Annotated in this window: 17 protein-coding genes; 1 reads left to right on the top strand and 16 read right to left on the bottom strand. The window is 34.7% G+C overall.

Features of this window, described 5'->3' with window-relative positions:
- Positions 1-2: 2 nt before the first annotated feature.
- The 8 genes from cydD to EKQ63_RS11005 form a co-directional block, all read right to left on the bottom strand.
- Positions 3-1718, bottom strand: a complete 1716-nt coding sequence (gene cydD / locus EKQ63_RS11040) for a thiol reductant ABC exporter subunit CydD (RefSeq protein ID WP_087952900.1) — start codon at positions 1716-1718, stop codon at positions 3-5.
- Positions 1718-2734: a cytochrome d ubiquinol oxidase subunit II gene (gene cydB / locus EKQ63_RS11035; protein ID WP_087952901.1), complete on the bottom strand. Its 1017-nt coding sequence runs from the start codon at positions 2732-2734 to the stop codon at positions 1718-1720. The genes cydD and cydB overlap by 1 nt, the downstream gene beginning before the upstream one ends.
- Positions 2721-4124: a cytochrome ubiquinol oxidase subunit I gene (cydA, locus tag EKQ63_RS11030; protein WP_000448877.1), complete on the bottom strand. Its 1404-nt coding sequence runs from the start codon at positions 4122-4124 to the stop codon at positions 2721-2723. Before cydA ends, cydB begins: the two co-directional genes overlap by 14 nt.
- Positions 4125-4729: 605 nt before the next feature.
- Complete coding sequence (locus EKQ63_RS11025; RefSeq protein WP_087952902.1) at positions 4730-5785, bottom strand: LLM class flavin-dependent oxidoreductase; 1056 nt, start codon at positions 5783-5785, stop codon at positions 4730-4732.
- A 120-nt stretch (positions 5786-5905) separates the two neighbouring features.
- On the bottom strand, positions 5906-6349 hold the full coding sequence (locus tag EKQ63_RS11020; protein WP_087952903.1) for a MarR family winged helix-turn-helix transcriptional regulator: 444 nt from the start codon (positions 6347-6349) through the stop codon (positions 5906-5908).
- A 154-nt stretch (positions 6350-6503) separates the two neighbouring features.
- Positions 6504-6824 (bottom strand): carboxymuconolactone decarboxylase family protein, encoded by a 321-nt coding sequence (locus EKQ63_RS11015; protein WP_140168467.1) that lies wholly within the window; start codon positions 6822-6824, stop codon positions 6504-6506.
- A 4-nt stretch (positions 6825-6828) separates the two neighbouring features.
- Positions 6829-7233: a tautomerase family protein gene (locus tag EKQ63_RS11010; RefSeq protein ID WP_087952905.1), complete on the bottom strand. Its 405-nt coding sequence runs from the start codon at positions 7231-7233 to the stop codon at positions 6829-6831.
- A gap of 40 nt (positions 7234-7273) precedes the next feature.
- Positions 7274-7813 (bottom strand): DUF4865 family protein, encoded by a 540-nt coding sequence (locus EKQ63_RS11005; protein WP_087952906.1) that lies wholly within the window; start codon positions 7811-7813, stop codon positions 7274-7276.
- A 120-nt stretch (positions 7814-7933) separates the two neighbouring features.
- Between EKQ63_RS11005 and EKQ63_RS11000 the strand changes: the two genes are divergently transcribed.
- Positions 7934-8722 (top strand): LysR family transcriptional regulator, encoded by a 789-nt coding sequence (locus EKQ63_RS11000; RefSeq protein WP_088327282.1) that lies wholly within the window; start codon positions 7934-7936, stop codon positions 8720-8722.
- Positions 8723-8820: 98 nt separating this feature from the next.
- Here EKQ63_RS11000 and EKQ63_RS10995 read toward each other — a convergent pair whose 3' ends face one another.
- The 8 genes from EKQ63_RS10995 to EKQ63_RS10960 form a co-directional block, all read right to left on the bottom strand.
- On the bottom strand, positions 8821-9774 hold the full coding sequence (locus EKQ63_RS10995) for a branched-chain amino acid ABC transporter permease (protein ID WP_140168475.1): 954 nt from the start codon (positions 9772-9774) through the stop codon (positions 8821-8823).
- 49 nt (positions 9775-9823) lie between these two features.
- Positions 9824-10684: a branched-chain amino acid ABC transporter permease gene (locus tag EKQ63_RS10990; RefSeq protein ID WP_087952910.1), complete on the bottom strand. Its 861-nt coding sequence runs from the start codon at positions 10682-10684 to the stop codon at positions 9824-9826.
- A 21-nt stretch (positions 10685-10705) separates the two neighbouring features.
- Positions 10706-11407 (bottom strand): branched-chain amino acid ABC transporter ATP-binding protein, encoded by a 702-nt coding sequence (locus EKQ63_RS10985; protein WP_087952911.1) that lies wholly within the window; start codon positions 11405-11407, stop codon positions 10706-10708.
- Positions 11385-12158 (bottom strand): ABC transporter ATP-binding protein, encoded by a 774-nt coding sequence (locus EKQ63_RS10980; RefSeq protein ID WP_087994503.1) that lies wholly within the window; start codon positions 12156-12158, stop codon positions 11385-11387. Before EKQ63_RS10980 ends, EKQ63_RS10985 begins: the two co-directional genes overlap by 23 nt.
- Before the next feature lie 90 nt (positions 12159-12248).
- Positions 12249-13466 carry a substrate-binding domain-containing protein gene (locus EKQ63_RS10975; RefSeq protein WP_087952914.1) on the bottom strand — a complete coding sequence of 406 codons (1218 nt, stop codon included), beginning with the start codon at positions 13464-13466 and terminating at the stop codon, positions 12249-12251.
- A gap of 223 nt (positions 13467-13689) precedes the next feature.
- Positions 13690-15486, bottom strand: coding sequence for a 6-bladed beta-propeller (locus tag EKQ63_RS10970; RefSeq protein WP_087994537.1), 1797 nt, complete (start codon positions 15484-15486; stop codon positions 13690-13692).
- A gap of 62 nt (positions 15487-15548) precedes the next feature.
- Positions 15549-16544, bottom strand: a complete 996-nt coding sequence (locus EKQ63_RS10965) for a 3-oxoacyl-ACP synthase (protein WP_001020508.1) — start codon at positions 16542-16544, stop codon at positions 15549-15551.
- Positions 16544-16960, bottom strand: a complete 417-nt coding sequence (locus EKQ63_RS10960; RefSeq protein WP_087952915.1) for a MaoC family dehydratase — start codon at positions 16958-16960, stop codon at positions 16544-16546. The genes EKQ63_RS10965 and EKQ63_RS10960 overlap by 1 nt, the downstream gene beginning before the upstream one ends.
- Positions 16961-16964: the final 4 nt, after the last annotated feature.

The raw sequence follows: 16964 nt of genomic DNA, 5'->3' as shown, positions 1-16964 counted from the left end.
CTCTATCCCCTCTCTTTCCTGTGAACATGTAATGCCTCATTCTTTACAAGTTCTTCATACGTTCCGCTTTCTATCATTTTCCCTTTATTTAAAATAAGAATATGATCCATTTGTTTCATCCAGTGAAGACGATGTGTTGCAAGAAATACTAACTTACCTTCAAACAGACGTAACATTGCTTTCTTTATTTCAAATTCAGTTTCAATATCAAGATGTGCCGTAGGCTCATCTAATAAAATAATTGGCTTTTTACTTAAAAGTGCACGCGCCATAGCGACACGTTGTTCTTGTCCGCCACTCAGCATACGTCCACCTTCTCCAATTCTTTCATACATTCCATTTGGAAGCGATGTAACGAGTGAACGAAGACCGACTTCATTAATAACCCTTTCCACTTCTTCATCAGTTGTATTTGTTTCATAGAAACAAATGTTATCTTTTAATGAAAGCGGGAAAATATAAGGTTGCTGCGGAATATAAGCAATATTCTTTTGCCACTCTTCACGAGTAGACCCGTCAATTTCCACTTCATTTACAATCATTTTTCCACCCGAAGGAGTTAAAAATCCAGCTAATACGTCGATTAACGTCGATTTCCCTGCCCCACTTTCACCAATTACACCTATAGCACCGTTTCCATTCCAAGTAAAATCAATTCCCTCTAATATAGCTTTTTCAGATTCATCATTCTTTACTTTTACATCTTGTAATTTCAAGTTACTAGAGGAATTCCATATTAGATCTACATTAGATTCTTTCTTCCCTATTTCTTTTTGTTGCTGTAAAATCTCTTCTATTTGCTCCATTGCAAGTTGTCCATCTAACGTAGCATGATAATTTGCTCCAACTTGTTTAATCGGCAAGAAATATTCCGGAGCTAAAATTAAAATCGTAAGGGCTGGCAATAGTACAATTGTCCCATCTATTAAACGTATCCCTAATCCGACCGCCACAAATGCAATTGATAAACTCGTAAAGAAATCTAATGCAAAAGAAGAAAGAAAAGCAACTCGCAAAGTACGCATCGTTGCTTTTCTATATCTTTTACTTACTTTTTCAATCTTTCCTTCGTGTTGTTTACTTTGACCTAAATACTTTAATGTTTCTAATCCTTTTAACGTATCTACAAAATGATTAGAAAGAACACGATACGTTTCATATTGGCTATCCGCCATTTTCTGCGCTGCTAATCCTAGTAGGATCATAAAAATAATTACTATTGGAATCGTTACAACTAAAATGATTCCAGACTCAATATCTAGTGTAAAAACATATAGTACAATTAGTCCCGGTACGATACTACTTCTTATCATTTTAGGAATTGTTAATTCAATATATGTTTTAAATTTCTCAATACCCTCTATCGATAAGGTAACCAGATGACCTGTTCCAACAGTTTGAACATACCGTGGACCTAATGTGAAATACGCCTCTATTAATTGTTTTCTCAGTAGCGATCCTGTTTTTTCAGCAAAACGTTCAACTAATATTTGCGATATTCGAACCAATATGTGACGTACTGCAAACGTGATTCCAAAATACACCGTTTCATTTAACACAGATTGTACTGTTTCTCCCTGAAATAAAAACGTAATAGCCCTCGCTAAAAACACTGTTTGCGCAATAATACTTATAGCTTCTAAAATGCTAATGATTGTTAAAACTACATATAAAACTCGGCTACCAGGATACGACGGAAGTCCTCTTTTTCTTTTCATTAGTACTCCAAATCTTTATCTGACTTAACAGGTTGTCTAAACACATAGAAACTCCATATTTGACTTCCCAAAACAAATGGCAATATAGCAATTGAAAAATACGTCATCAGTTTTAGTGCATAATCTCCTGATGCTGCATTATAAATTGTTAAATCGTATATTGACCCTAACGAACTAATTAAAACACGTGGGAACATGCCGGCAAACACACTCGCACTTAGTAAAATGATTGTTAAACTCGTCATAACGAAAGCCCAACCATCTCTTCTTCTTTTATTTAATAATGTTGACGCGCATAATGCTACAAAAGCTCCAATCGGAACCATAATCCACTCTGTACCATGACCAGTGAATATATCTGTTTTCCATAACCCTACACCCGCAAAAACAAGAAGTACTATAATTGCAAGTGGTGCAATTTTCAACGCGGCAATACGTGCACGTTCTCTTAACTTACCTGTTGTACGTATAGTAAGGAATTGCAATCCGTGAACAATACATAACAGAAGGAACATAACTCCTCCAAGTAATGCAAATGGATGAAGTAATTGTAAGAATCCACCTACAGCATTTTTCGTCTCATCAATTGGAATACCTACCATAAAGTTAGCAATGGCAACTCCCCAAAGGATAGGCGGTAGTAAACTTCCTAAAAACATACCCCAATCCCAAAAGCCTTTCCATTTATGATTATCTATTTTCGCACGGAATTTAAAGGAAACACCTCTAATAATTAAAGCAAGAAGCATAAATACAAACGGAATGTAAAACCCACTAAATAAAGTTGCATACCAATGCGGGAATGCCGCAAACATAGCGCCACCTGCACAAACAAGCCATACTTCATTCGCGTGCCAAAATGGACCAATTGTATTTAAATATATTCTTTTCTCTAAATCGTTTTCTCCTAAAAACCTTGAAACTATACCTACACCGAAATCGAAACCTTCAAGTACAAAGAAGCCAACGAATAAAACTGCAATAATAATAAACCACAACTCATTAAGAGATAACATACTCATCCTCCTTATCAAATGGATCATGGCTTTGAGAATCCTGTTTCGCTTTCTTATTCTCATGACCTTTAATGATACGAACGAATAAGTAAATAGTAATTCCACCTATAATTAAATATAGTGATGTGAATGAAACTAAAGAGAATAACACTTCCCCGAACGTAACATTTGGAGATACAGCATCTTCTGTTTTCATAACACCGAAAACTACCCAAGGCTGACGTCCCATTTCAGTCATAATCCATCCTACTGTATTACCGATAAACGGTAGTGAAATTGCATACACCATTAATTTTAAATACCAAGTTTTTTCAGCTAATCGATCTTTTCTTGATAAGAACCATCCGTACGCTCCTAGAAGAAGCATAAATGTTCCACTCATTACCATCGCTCTAAAGCTCCAGAACATCGTGTGTACTGGTGGAATATAATCTCCAGGCCCATATTTTTCTTCATATTGCTTTTGAATTTGGTTCATACCTTCTACTTGACCACTAAATTTATCAAATGATAATAGACTTAGCATATACGGGATTTGAATTTCAAACGAATTTTCTTTCTTCTCTGCATCAATTTTCGCAAATACTGTAAATGGCGCTGGATCTTCACTCGTATTCCATAACGCTTCAGCTGCCGCCATTTTCATTGGGTGTGTCTTAATTAATTGTTGTGCTTGCGCATGACCGAAGAATAATACAAGCGCAGTTGTAAGTGTTCCAACAATGATAGAAATACGGAACGATTTTTTAAATACCTCAGTTTCTTGCGCTTTCGTTATTTTCCATGCACTTACACCTGCAATAAAGAATGCACCAGTTGCAATTGCCGCTGTAATTGTATGCGGGAATTGCACCCATAATTGTGGATTTTGAATAATTGCTAAGAAATCATTCATTTGTGCACGTCCATCTGCTGCCATTTCATATCCTACTGGCGATTGCATAAATGCACTTGCAGTTAAAATCCAAAATGCTGATAACATTGTTCCAATTGAAAGGAGCCAAATACATAATAGATGAATTCGCTTCGGTAATTTATCTTCACCGAATACCCATAACCCTAGAAATGTAGACTCAATGAAAAATGCTAATAACCCTTCAATCGCAAGTGATGGACCAAACACATCACCTACGAAACGTGAATATGTTGACCAGTTCATACCAAACTGGAATTCTTGTAAAATACCAGTTACTACACCTACCGCAAAGTTTACAAGGAATATTTGTGTCCAAAACTTCGTCATCTTCTTATAAATTTCTTGTCCCTTTACCACATACAACGTTTGCATTAGCGCAATGATAAAAGCTAAACCAATAGACAGCGGAACAAAAAAGTAATGGAAAATCGTTGTTGATGCGAATTGTATTCGTGCCAATTCGAGCGTTTCCATACTACAATCACTTCCTTCATAGTTTTTATAATAAAAGTTAATTGAGCAATCTTATCAAACTCAATTATTAAGAAATACGAAAAGACAAAAATATTTTGTATGTATTGTCGAAAAATATGAAGTTTCAGTTTTTCAAACTATTGTAATGCTATTTTTTACCTTTTCACTATTTCTGTAGTGTTTTATTCGTTAATCGAATTGTATAATATACTTGCATAGTAAATTCAGCTGATTTTTGACGTATTATTGACATCATTTTGTCTGAAATATGTCTTTTGGTATTTTTTTGAATTAGATTTTTCTCATCGATAAAATGTGTTTTTTTAATATGAGACTTATCTTTGCATCAATAAAATAATCGTTTTTCTCTTTATACACTTGACTTTTCTACAAAAAAATGTCCTATTAACCAATGAGTAAATTCGTTATTTTTTTGTCAAGAGAAAATTGTATTTCTAAAATTCAAACACGAAATAATGTTATTCAAAAATAGAAAACATACTCCCTCTTTCTAGACTAAAAATTCATTTTATTGTCATTTTTTCAAACTAAATTCATACATAAAAAAATACCGAGAATCGATTAGACTCTCGGTATTTTTCAAATTATTTTGCTGTATGTTTTCTAATAGCCGGTAAAATTTCAGTAGCAATTAATTCAATGTTTTTCTCAATTTTATCAAATGGTACACCACCAAAATCAATTTCTGCCATAAAACGTTGTTGCCCAAACAATTCATATTGGTAAAGCATTTTTTCGATAATTTGTTGCGGGCTACCAACCATTAACGCGTCACGGTAATCTATTGCATTTGTAAATTGTTGTTTCGGATACCCACCACCGCGTAGCGTAAGCATACCAGCATTAATATGAGGATAGTATTCACTAAGTGCATCTTGTGAATTTTTTGCTGTGTAAAATAAACTCGTTGTTGCAACTGGCAAACTCGCTGGATTAAATCCACTTTGCGCAGCCGCCTCACGGTAAGCATCTACTGATCCTTTAAAGTTAATAGCTGGGCCACCTAGTGTTGTTATCATCATTGGTACACCTGCACGTCCTGCTTTAATCGCACTAGCTGGTGGGCCACCAACTGCACGCCAAATCGGTAAGTTATTATTTTTAGCTCTTGGAATAACCGATGCATGCGCAAGCGGTGCTCTGAACTGTCCATTCCATGTTACATGTTCCTCTTTATTGATTTTTAATAAAAGATCCATCTTCTCTTCAAATAACTCTTCATAATCATTCACGTCATAACCAAGTAAACTATATCCCCCAATACGAGATCCACGACCAGCCACAATTTCTGCACGTCCACTAGAAATCAAATCAAGTGTAGCAAAGTCCTCGTATACTCGTACCGGATCAGATGTACTTATTATCGATGCTGAACTTGCAATTTTTATATTTTTCGTAGCTTGTGCAATCGCCCCTAAAATCACTGTATGAGCTTGCGTTGTAAAATGCGTTTGATGACTTTCACCGACAGCAAATACATCAAGTCCAGCTTCATCTGCTAACTTAGCTGTTTCAATTAATTCATGAATTCTTTGTTCCGCACTAATTTTCTCTCCATTATGCGGATTTAAAACATGATCCCCAATCGAATATAATCCAAACTCCATTCCTTTACTTGTATCCATGCGGTATTTTTCCATATTTGTTCTCTCCTTTAATAAAGTGTTATTCGTTTCTCTTATTAAAACGTTGGTAAGTCAAGTGTATATCGCTATTATTTACACCATCACTTGACTAATCAATTGATGGTGTAAAAAAAATTACTCATGTGGTAATTCTTTTTTTTCGCTATGCTTATGAACTTTCGTCATTAGCTCGTATAATATTTTCTGCTCTTCTTCATTTAATACATCATCAAAAAACGAAGATTGAAATGCAAGTTGCTCTGGCAGTGCTTTTTCTAAAGCTGCTTCCCCTTGCTCTGTAAGACTAATTGTTTTCGTTTTCCAGTCTTGTTTTCGCACAATATATCCTTCTTTTTCAAGACGTGTTAACATTCGAGAAATACCGCCTTGTGTAACAGTTACCTTTTCAGCTAACTCCATTTGTGTTAGTGGTTGATACGTACGTATTTGCAAAAGCACATCAAATTGAGCAGTCGTTAAATCAAAACGTTTTAAAAACTCATTTGACATCTGATTACTTTGGTTCGTAAATCGTATTAAACGTAACCATATTAATGATCCTATCGTATTATCACGCATGTTTGATCACTTCCTATCGTGAATCTTACTATCACTTTACTACGCAAGTGATAAAAAAGCAAGAGAAAACGTGAAAAATATCTCATTAAGAGTATTGCATAAATAATGATAAGAAAGAATTCATGTTTAAATGAATTCTTTCTTATCATTATTCTTAACTTTCCATTTCATTCATTGCTATATGTAAAGCTCCCACTGCTTTGGGCCAACCAACATAAAAAGCCATATGTGTTATTAATGCAATCAATTCATTTTCTTTAATTCCATTTTGTTTGGCCAGTCGCAAATGAAATGGTAATTGTTCTGTCTGATTAAGACTAATTAATGCCGCCACTGTGCATAAACTTCTTTCTCGTAATGTTAAAGTGTCATCCCTCCACACTTCCCCGAACAGTATCTCTTCACTATAATGTGCAAATACAGGTGCCATTTCTCTCATTTTCTTTTGAATACAATATTCAATGGATTCATTCATTATTTCACTCCCCTTTCATTTTTACCAATTGCGCTAATCCTTGACCAAACGACCAATTTTCAGCAACTGTCTCGGTTAGAGTAATAAAAATGTCTGCACTTTTTATACTAGAACATTCAGAAACCTTCGAGGATATCGACTGATATAGATCACTTTTCTGTTTTATCGTTCTTCCCGGTCCACATGTGATAGAAACATACATCATATTCTCTGTTCTCTTTTCTCCTCTTTCTAATAAATAATATGGATTATATAAAAAGTGATTTTGTTGATAAGGTAAAAACATTTGAAAAAAATCATTTTCAGGGATGTTAAAATGTTCAATTAATGAAAGATGAATACATTCACTTATCTTTTTCAATTCTTCATTTAATATATTTTCATGATAATAAACGTTCACAAAAGGCATACATTTTCATTCCTTTTCTTAATCTAACTTCAACATACTTTCATAGTGAAATGTGCAAAATCTCATATGCTGTAACACCTTTACTCGCTGTAATATCAGGCTTCTCTTCATAAAAATTAAACTGGCTATATCCCCATTTATCTGGATTATATACTATTACATTTCCTAAACAATTTTCTACCTTTTGATCCACAATGATAGATTGAATCCCACTCAATGATTCACTTGGAGAAATACTTCCTTCATATTCAACAACATATCTGCATTTCTTAAAATCATTTTTTACATTAACAACTAATGGAACACCTATATTTATTTGTTGCCATCCAAACGATTGTAAAATATTATCGTAATACCCTTCAAAGATAAATTTGTTCATTCCTTCATGGCAATTCCAAATATATAAAGGTGCATAACAGTTATAGAAATTTCCGTCCTTATCTGCCTCAGTAATTAAATAAGCTTTAAAATTCAGGTCTTGAAAACCATCCGTTTTATACCCATTATCCTTTACCCTTTTCTTAATAATCTCCATATCATAATCTTTTGGCAAAATGACCTTATATTGCATTCCAATCATGTTTATCACTCACTTTCCATCTTATATACACAATGATAAACCGATGATTAACTAACGTAAAATAGGTATAAATTATGTTTGGTATCATTTATAATGATATCGTATAAGGGGCTGTGATAAATGGAAATAAATGATCTTATTATATTCAAAACTGTGGCTAGCGAAGGTTCTATTAGTAAAGCTGCGAAAGAGTTAGGGTATGTTCAACCGAACGTAACTGAGCGAATTAAAAAATTAGAACAAGAGTTAGAAACACCTTTACTACATAGAGATAACAAAGGCGTTTCTTTATTACCTTCTGGTGACATTTTATTAGACTACACAAATCAAATATTAACACTATTAGAAGAAGCGAAAGATAAAATTAAAACGAGTAGGTCTTCTTATATAATCGCGACGTCACAATCGATTTTAACTAATTATGTAAGTAAGCGCATTAAAGAAAATTTCAGGAATTATCAAATATATGTAGAAAATAGTAGTCATTTGCAAAAATTACTGCAACAACAAAAAGTTGATATGGTCATTACTTATGAGGATTACCCGGACACAGTGTTTAAAAAAGGATTTTCCACTTCAATTTCTATAGGCTTATTAAAAGCGAAAGAAAAGTGTACCATTGACTTTTCAAAGGAACTCTTCTTCGTTAGTAATGACAAAAAGTGCCCTTTTAGGAATAAGACCATACAATTTCTAAAAGAAAATAATTTATCTCAGCGTCAACTTCAACAATTAGATTCTTATTCGCTTATAGAAGAGTTTATTCAGGACGGAAAAGGAATAGCCTTTTTACCGATTAAAAATGATAAATTAGTACCAATTGAAAATGTTCCAATTGAGAAATTAGCTGTTCATTTCTTTACGAATCAAAGTTCTTTCAAACAAATCCCTGATGAACTATTTGATTAATATAATAGCTATAAACGAACTAAATTTACATACAGCAATAAAAATCCCTCCTTTACGAATCTAAAAGAGGGATTTTCATATTCTATACAATTGATTTTTCACACATTTTGCTCCACTTCTGCACTTTTCTCCTTCTTATTCCGTTTCATATTCTTCAGTCCCTTAACCGTGCCAACTAATCCTTTCGGGAAAACTAGCAATACGATAATGTACAATAAACCGAGAATAATCGTCCATCTTTCAAAAATCGGATACTCTGTGGCTAATTCTGATAAATAATATTTCAGAGATTCAATAATTCCAGCTCCTGCAATTGCTCCAATTAACGTTCCAACGCCTCCAATCATTGTCATCAATAATGCATTTAATGTCATTTCAATTGAAAATACAGCTGTATTAACAAAGCGTAAAGTGATAACAAATAAACCACCGCTAATCGCAGCTACTACTCCTGCAACAATGCTAGCAATAATTTTATAATGAAGAACTTTATATCCTAGTGCTTCAACACGTTGCTCATTTTGTGAAATTGCCTTTAATACTTTTCCAATAGAAGATTTGGTGAAAAGACGTAACAGAACAAAAATGATAAGTAAACATATAAGTGTTACATAATAAAACGTAAAACGATCACGGAATACGTCTGGTACACCAAATGTAAAACCATCCCCTCCATGAGTAAGCCCGCGCCATTTTTCAGCAAGTACAAAAAATAACTGTGAAATAGCAAGTGTTAACATTGCATAAAAATGACTTTTCAGACGTAAAGAAAGTAAGCCGATTATATAACTAACAATTGCTGAAATGATGATTGCAGCTACTAGTCCTATTAAAAAGTTTGTTATAGATACTCCTTGCCGATCAAATAAAAGCGCTACGCTATATGCTCCGATTCCAAAGAACATACAATGGCCGAACGATACAATTCCGGTATATCCAAGCAATACATCAAAACTCATTGCAAAAATAGCAAAGATGAAGATTTGAGTGAACAAAATTAATAAACTCCGTGAATCATTTACGAATGGAAATACACTTAAGCAAATGAGCATACATACTCCGAAGTATACTTTAATTCGATTTGATGTGTTGTTCACCATTTCACCCCTTTTCACCAACAAGTCCGTTTGGCTTCACTATTAAGAAAAATAGTAACATTAACATATTGATTGCAAGTGATAAATCCGGTATAAAATATGCTGTAAAAGCACCCGCTAATCCGACAATTAAAGAAGCAATTGCTGAACCCTGCACGCTTCCTAATCCTCCAATGATGACTACTATGAAAGCCAAAATCGCATACTGCATACCCATCTCGGCGAAAATAACGCCTGAATACGGTGCTAATAAGAAGCCTCCCAACGCTGCCATTCCTGCTCCTAATAAAAAGACGAAAGAAAATATCGCTTTTACGTTAATACCGAGCGCTTGAACCATCTCTTTATCCATTACACCTGCGCGTATCATAAGACCTATCTTTGTTTTTTTGAGTAATAATAGTAATGCAATGTATATGATGATCCCAATTATGATAACGAATAGACGATATTTAATTAATATAACGCCTCCGAATGTAAAACTTCCTTGTAGCCATAACGGTAATTTCGCACCAATTGGATTAGGTCCCCAAAATATTTTAATACATTCACTAAGTACAAGCATTCCTCCAAGCGTCACAAGAAGCTGGCGAACATGATTGCCATATACCGGTCTAATAAGGAATCTTTCCAAAATGAACCCAAGGAACATTCCCATAGCTATTGCTCCAATTAACGCTAATACATAACTACCTGTCATATTAAATAGCCAAACACCTGTAAACGCTCCCCACGCAAATAAACCACCATGTGCAAAGTTTAAAACGCTCATTAAACCGAAAATAAGTGAAAGACCTGATGCTAATAAAAAAATGAGCATCCCTGTTGAAATCCCATTTACAAATAAATTGATTAACACATCCATCCTTCTCACCCCGGATTCATGTTAAGAGATTCCTAAATATTTGTGACACATTTCCTTATCCTCTTTTAATTCATGCATAAAACCGTTATGAACAATTTTTCCGTTATCCATAATATAAAAATAATCACCAATTTGACTAGCCATCATAAAATTTTGTTCAACGAGTAAAACTGTTGTTTTCTCCTTCATTTTCAAAATAGCTATCATTAATTTTTCTATCATAATAGGAGACAAGCCTTTACTCGGCTCATCAATAAGTAGTAAACCATCACTATTAATAAATGCTCTTGAAATTGCTAACATTTGCTTTTGTCCCCCGCTTAAGAGTCCACTTTTTCTTTGCCAAAATTGCTTTAAATCTGGAAATAGTTCAAGCATCCATTCTATTTTTTCTTCCGCTTCTTCACCCTTACCTCTAGCAAGAGCGAATGTTTCTTCTACTGTCAGGTCGTGAAAAATGCCTTGATTTTCTGGTACATACCCTATTCCTTTCCTTGAAATTAAATGTGTAGATAATCCATTTACTTGTGTACGATCATAATAAATTTCACCATGTGCGATATGGTGAAATCCCATAACCGAACGTAATGTCGTAGTCTTCCCTGCACCATTTCTTCCAAACAGTACAGTAATCGTTCCTTTCTCAACAGCAAGAGACACCCCTTGTAAAATATGAAACTGATCTAAATACGTCTCTATATTATTCACTTGTAATAGTGCCACTATATAATCCCCCTAAATAAGCACTTTGTACACGCTCATCTTTCATAATTTCTTCGGGTAAACCTTCAGCCAATAACTCTCCATGAAATAAAACGATAAGATGGTCTGACAAACCTAGTACCATATCCATTTTGTGTTCAATCAGTACAATTGTACTCTCTGGATGTTTCTTAATATTTTCAATCACTTGTAATATAGCTGGGACTTCCTCAACCGAAATACCTGCCGTCGGCTCATCCAGTAATAACACATCTGTTTTTAAAGCTAATAACATTGCAAGCTCTAACTTTCGTTTTTCTCCATGCGCTAAATCTTTCGCTAATACATGTTCTTTCTCCTGAAGTAATACTGTTTTTAAGAAACGTCTCGCCTCTCCAACTTGTTGCTTTAATTTTGCTGGACTCGGGAAAAAACTATAGTAATCTTGTACGAATGATTGAACACTTAAACGGACATTTTCAAGTACCGTTAACTCTGGGAATATATTTGTAAGTTGAAAAGAACGACCAATTCCTAATCGAGTTCGATCTGAAATTGATAAATTTGTAATCTCTCGTCCTTTAAAATATACTTCACCCTTTGTTGGAGAAATTTGTCCACTTAGTAAATTAAATAACGTTGTCTTTCCTGCACCATTCGGTCCAATAATGGAAATGAGCTTTCCTTTTTGTACTGTTACATTCACATCTTTAATAACATGATGCTCGCCAAAAGATACACTAAGATTTTTCGTTTCTAGCAAATGTGTCACGAAATCCCTCCCTTTAAAGCTTTCAGTATGAAAGCAATACGTATAAAGAGGGTATCCCCCTCTTTATACAAAAACAACAGAAAATTCAGTCTATTTATTTTGAACTGGTGGTTCTGTCTCTTTCATCGTTAATTCTCGCTCTAATACTGGCACCGGATAATCAACACCATCTTGTTTTTTCAATGTGATAGAATAAAGCGTCTGCATCGCTTGATGATCCTTCTCTCTAAATTTCATCTTTCCTTTCGGCGTATCAAATTCCATTCCTTCCATTTTCTTAATTAATGTATCTACATCTGTATCACCTTTTGTTTTCTTTAAAGCTTCTACAATTGAAATTGCCGCTGACATTCCCCCTGCTGTAAATAAATCTGGCACCGCACCATTAAATCGTTTTTTATGTTCTTCCACTAACCAATCATTCACCTTATTTTTCGGGAGTGTATGATAATAAACAGAAAAACCTTGCATTCCTACTAACGCATCCATCGTTTTTAATGCTGGTATATCTGGTGCACCTGTAGAAATTTTAATACCTTGCGCTTCCACATTCATATCTTTCAACTGTTTCCAAGGTGAATTTGCCCCTGCCCAAACGATAAATAAATAATCCGGTTTTGAACTAATGATATTTTGAATATTTGCAGTGAAGTCAGTCGAATTTGTATCTGCATATTGCTCGTTTACAATGTTCGCACCTAATTTCTTTGCTCCAGCTTTAAACGCCGCAATTCCTTCACGGCCGTATGCGTTATCTTGTGCCAACGTCGCTATTTTCACATCTTTTTTAGCGATTGCCGCCGCACCAGCGACTGCATCTTGAGATGAATTTCTACCTGTTCTAAAAATATATTTATTCCAGTTCTTCCCGGTAATACTATCCGCTACTGCTGGTTCTACAACCATTATTTTTTCGTACTCTTCAGCTAGTGGTAAAACCGCTAATGTATCACTTGAACTAGACGATCCGACTAAAAAATCGACTTTCTCTTCTTCTAATAACTTCGTAGCTTTTTTAACCGCTACATCCGCTTTTGTTTCCGTATCTTCTACAACAAACTTAATCTTCTTCCCTTCCACTTTCCCAGTTCCGCCCGTTGCATAGTCTAACCCTAATTCAAATCCGTTCACTGTTTGTTTTCCATATGATTCTAATGGACCTGTTAATGAAGCAAGAACCCCTACTTTAATCGTCTTTTCATCTTCTGTACTTGCCTTCTTTCCTGAACAAGCTGCCGTTATGAATAACGATCCTAAAACACAACCAGTAGCCATCATTCTTAGCCATTTACGTTTTTTCATCGACATTGTGATCCTCCCCATACTTTACTTTCTGATAGAATCAAACACGCCAAAGTTACCCAACCGTAATTATGACTTTTCCTTTGAATAATATAAACGAGATTGTTAGTATACATGTATCTTCTACGATTTCAATTAAACACCTTTACAATTTGATATAAATATTTTAACCGCATTCCCAATCTATTAAACTCCTATCCTTTCTAACCAGCATTTTGATTATCCAAAATTAATTAGCTTTCTTAAAAAATTGAATTCTTTGTAGTAAACCATCTGTAATAATGATATTCCCTTGGCTATCCACATCTATTCCTTGTGGCGAGAAAAACTGCCCTGATATACCATTAAAACTTCCAAAAGACTCTAAAAAATCCCCATTTTCATTATAAATATTCACACGATTATTAGAAGTATCTGTGACATACACCGTGTTATTTATATCGATTTCAATTCCTATTGGCAAAAAGAGATCTCCTGGACCCTCTCTCCAATTTTCTAGTGGATCTAAGTTTCCAGCTCCATGATTTGTACCCCATTTTGTAAGAAAATTACCCTCATTATCAAATTTTTGAACCCTATTATTAATCCGATCAACAACATAAACATTATCTTTTGAATCAATTGCTAATTGCATAGGTTGAAAAAACTCTCCCTCTCCACTTCCTTTTCTCCCCCATTCTTTCATATATACAAAGAATGGATTAAGTTTTTGAATACGATGATTTTCTGAATCAGCTATAAATATGTTTCCTTTACTATCAATAGCTATTCCAGATGGAAATTGAAAAAAACCTGGTAATACTCCAAATGAACCATATGAAGCAAGCACTATCCCTGAGTTGTTGAATTTTTGGATACGATGATTTACAGAATCAGATACATACACGTTATTGTAACGGTCCGTTGCAATTTGTCTTGGAACATAAAACTGTCCCGGAAGACTTCCGTATCCTAATGGTCCACCAGCACCAAATAAACTTCCCCACTTCCCAACAACCTTCCCAGATATATCATATTTCAAAATTCGATGATTAAAGGAATCAGATACAAAAACATTTCCATTCGTGTCTCTTTCGACATCATAAGGTCCTGCATATTGTGTATTTCCATTCCTTTCATTACCTAGGGTTTTCTTCATTACCGCTGTTAGGCCTACCTCATTATATAAAAGTACACGATTATTTCCCGTATCCGTTATATAGATATTCCCTTTACCATCCGGAAGAACTTGATTAGGATAAACAAACTGAAAAAAGTTACCTACTGTATATAAAAATTGATCTTTATTTGTAAATTTCATTATCCGATTGTTATATGTATCTGCTACATATAGCGATCCAGATGTTGAGTCAAAATTTATTCCTCTTGGATGGTAGAATTGATATGGGCCTAAACCTGCACTTCCTGTTCCGATTACTCGTTGAAACTCCCCTTTTTTATCAAACACTTGAATACGATTGTTATATGTGTCTGCAATATAGACCTCGTCCTGTTTATTTATCGCGATTCCTTGTGGTAAAGCCATTTCTCCATTCGCCTTTCCATAACTCCCTATTGTTTGAATATACTGCCCATCCGGGCTATATTTTTGAATACGATGATTGTATTCATCCGTAATATAGTAATTGTTATCGCTATCTACTGCAATTTCCCTAGGAAACGAGAACTGCTCACTTCCTTTACCTTTTGTGCCCCAACTTTTAATAAATTGAAACTCCTCATTAAATTTTTGAATACGATAATTCGCTGTATCCGCAACTAAAATATTACCTTCTTTATCAACAGCAATACCAAATGGCATATTAAACTGTCCCGGACCTTCACCTAAAGTCCCTATAGCATCAACAACTTCTCCATTCTTATCTATTTTCAAAATTCTATTATTCCCCATATCAACAACATATAAAAATCCTTTTGCATCCCTTGCCATCGCCACTGGTGTCCTTAATAACTTAGAAGCATCTAGCTCACTCCCCCATGATTTTACATATTTTACAGCAGAGGCACTTCCTAAAGAAGCAAACATCCCTAGACTCACAGTAACAATGAAAAAACAACATATAATTTTTTTGATAAAATTCATCTTTATTACCACCTAATCACAGTAGCTGCCCACGTATACCCAGTCCCTGCACTAACTACTACTGCAATATCTCCGGCCTGTAATTTTCCCTGTTCATTTGCAAAGTGAAGACCAATGCAAGGATCAAGCGCTGACATATGTCCATAATGATCTAAATATACAACTTGTTCTTCTGCTAGCCCTAGCCCCTGTATCAATTCTATTAACATAGAACGTTTTGTATGCAGTGGTAACAATACTTTAATATCTTTAGGAGTAAATCCACTTTTTCTTAACGACTCCCGAATAACCTTGTCAAAATTAGGAGTTGAAATCCTGTCTAGACGTTCTTTCATACTAATAGGATCTATTACATCAATATAATGCTGTCGATTCTCAACTGTATCGTAGCTCGCAACCTGCTTCGATCCACCTGCTGGAATACGAACATCTTCATGAAATGAACCATCTGTTATAATCGCACTTCCTAATATTTCACCGTTTCTAGCGTCTTTTTTCACTAAAGCTGCACTTCCGCCATCAGCGAAATTAAACATAAAACGCGAACGTGGATTATCATAATCTACAATTTGAGATTCTTTACATCCACCTACTAATAATATATTTTCAATTGAGTTATCGGAGTAGAGCATATCTTTTGCGACTTTGAGAGCAATAGGAAAGCAAGAACTAACATTCATAATTTCAAAAGCATAAGCATTTTTCAATCCAAGTTCATGCTGAATTTTTGGGGCACTAGACCATACGTGGTAATCTTTATGTGGACTGCCAAAATAAATGACTACATCAATCGATTGAGGATCTATTTTTGATAATATTGGCTTTGCAGCAGCAATAGCTAAATCTGATGCATGCATCGTTTCATCTGCGACATGTTTTTCATATAAACCAAACTTTTCTATAATAATTTTCTCAGGGATGCCTGTTTTCTTAGATAGATCTGCAGCCGTCTCTACGTCTTTTGGGAAGAAAACACCAGTCGATTCAATCCCAATATTCATTAGACTACTCCCCCTTCTTTTGGCACCATCATTGTAGCTACACCTGTTAATACTAAATCTCCTTTTTGGTTATGACACTCTGTTAACAATTTCAAAACTCTCTTTTCTATCATAAATTCTTGTACTGTAGCCGTTGCTGTAATTGTATCTCCTATAAAAACTGGCGCTGTAAATTTAATAGTTTGCTCCATATAAACGGATCCTTTTCCAGGTAAATGAATACCAAGCAATTGCGATAATAGACTAGAAGTTAGTAAACCATGTGCTATTCTTTGATTAAATCTAGTTTTTTTCGCATACTCATGATCTATATGGATCGGATTAAAATCCCCACTTAAACCTGCAAATAATACAAAATCCGTTTCTGTTATTGTTTTACTACATGACGCCTTTTGACCCGTGCTATACACCGTCACCTCT

Origin of the sequence: Bacillus sp. BD59S (genome assembly GCF_007363175.1) — a bacterium.
Lineage (GTDB): Bacteria > Bacillota > Bacilli > Bacillales > Bacillaceae_G > Bacillus_A > Bacillus_A pacificus.
Note: the sequence above shows the minus strand (reverse complement) of the source record. Positions and strands in the feature narration are given on the sequence as shown.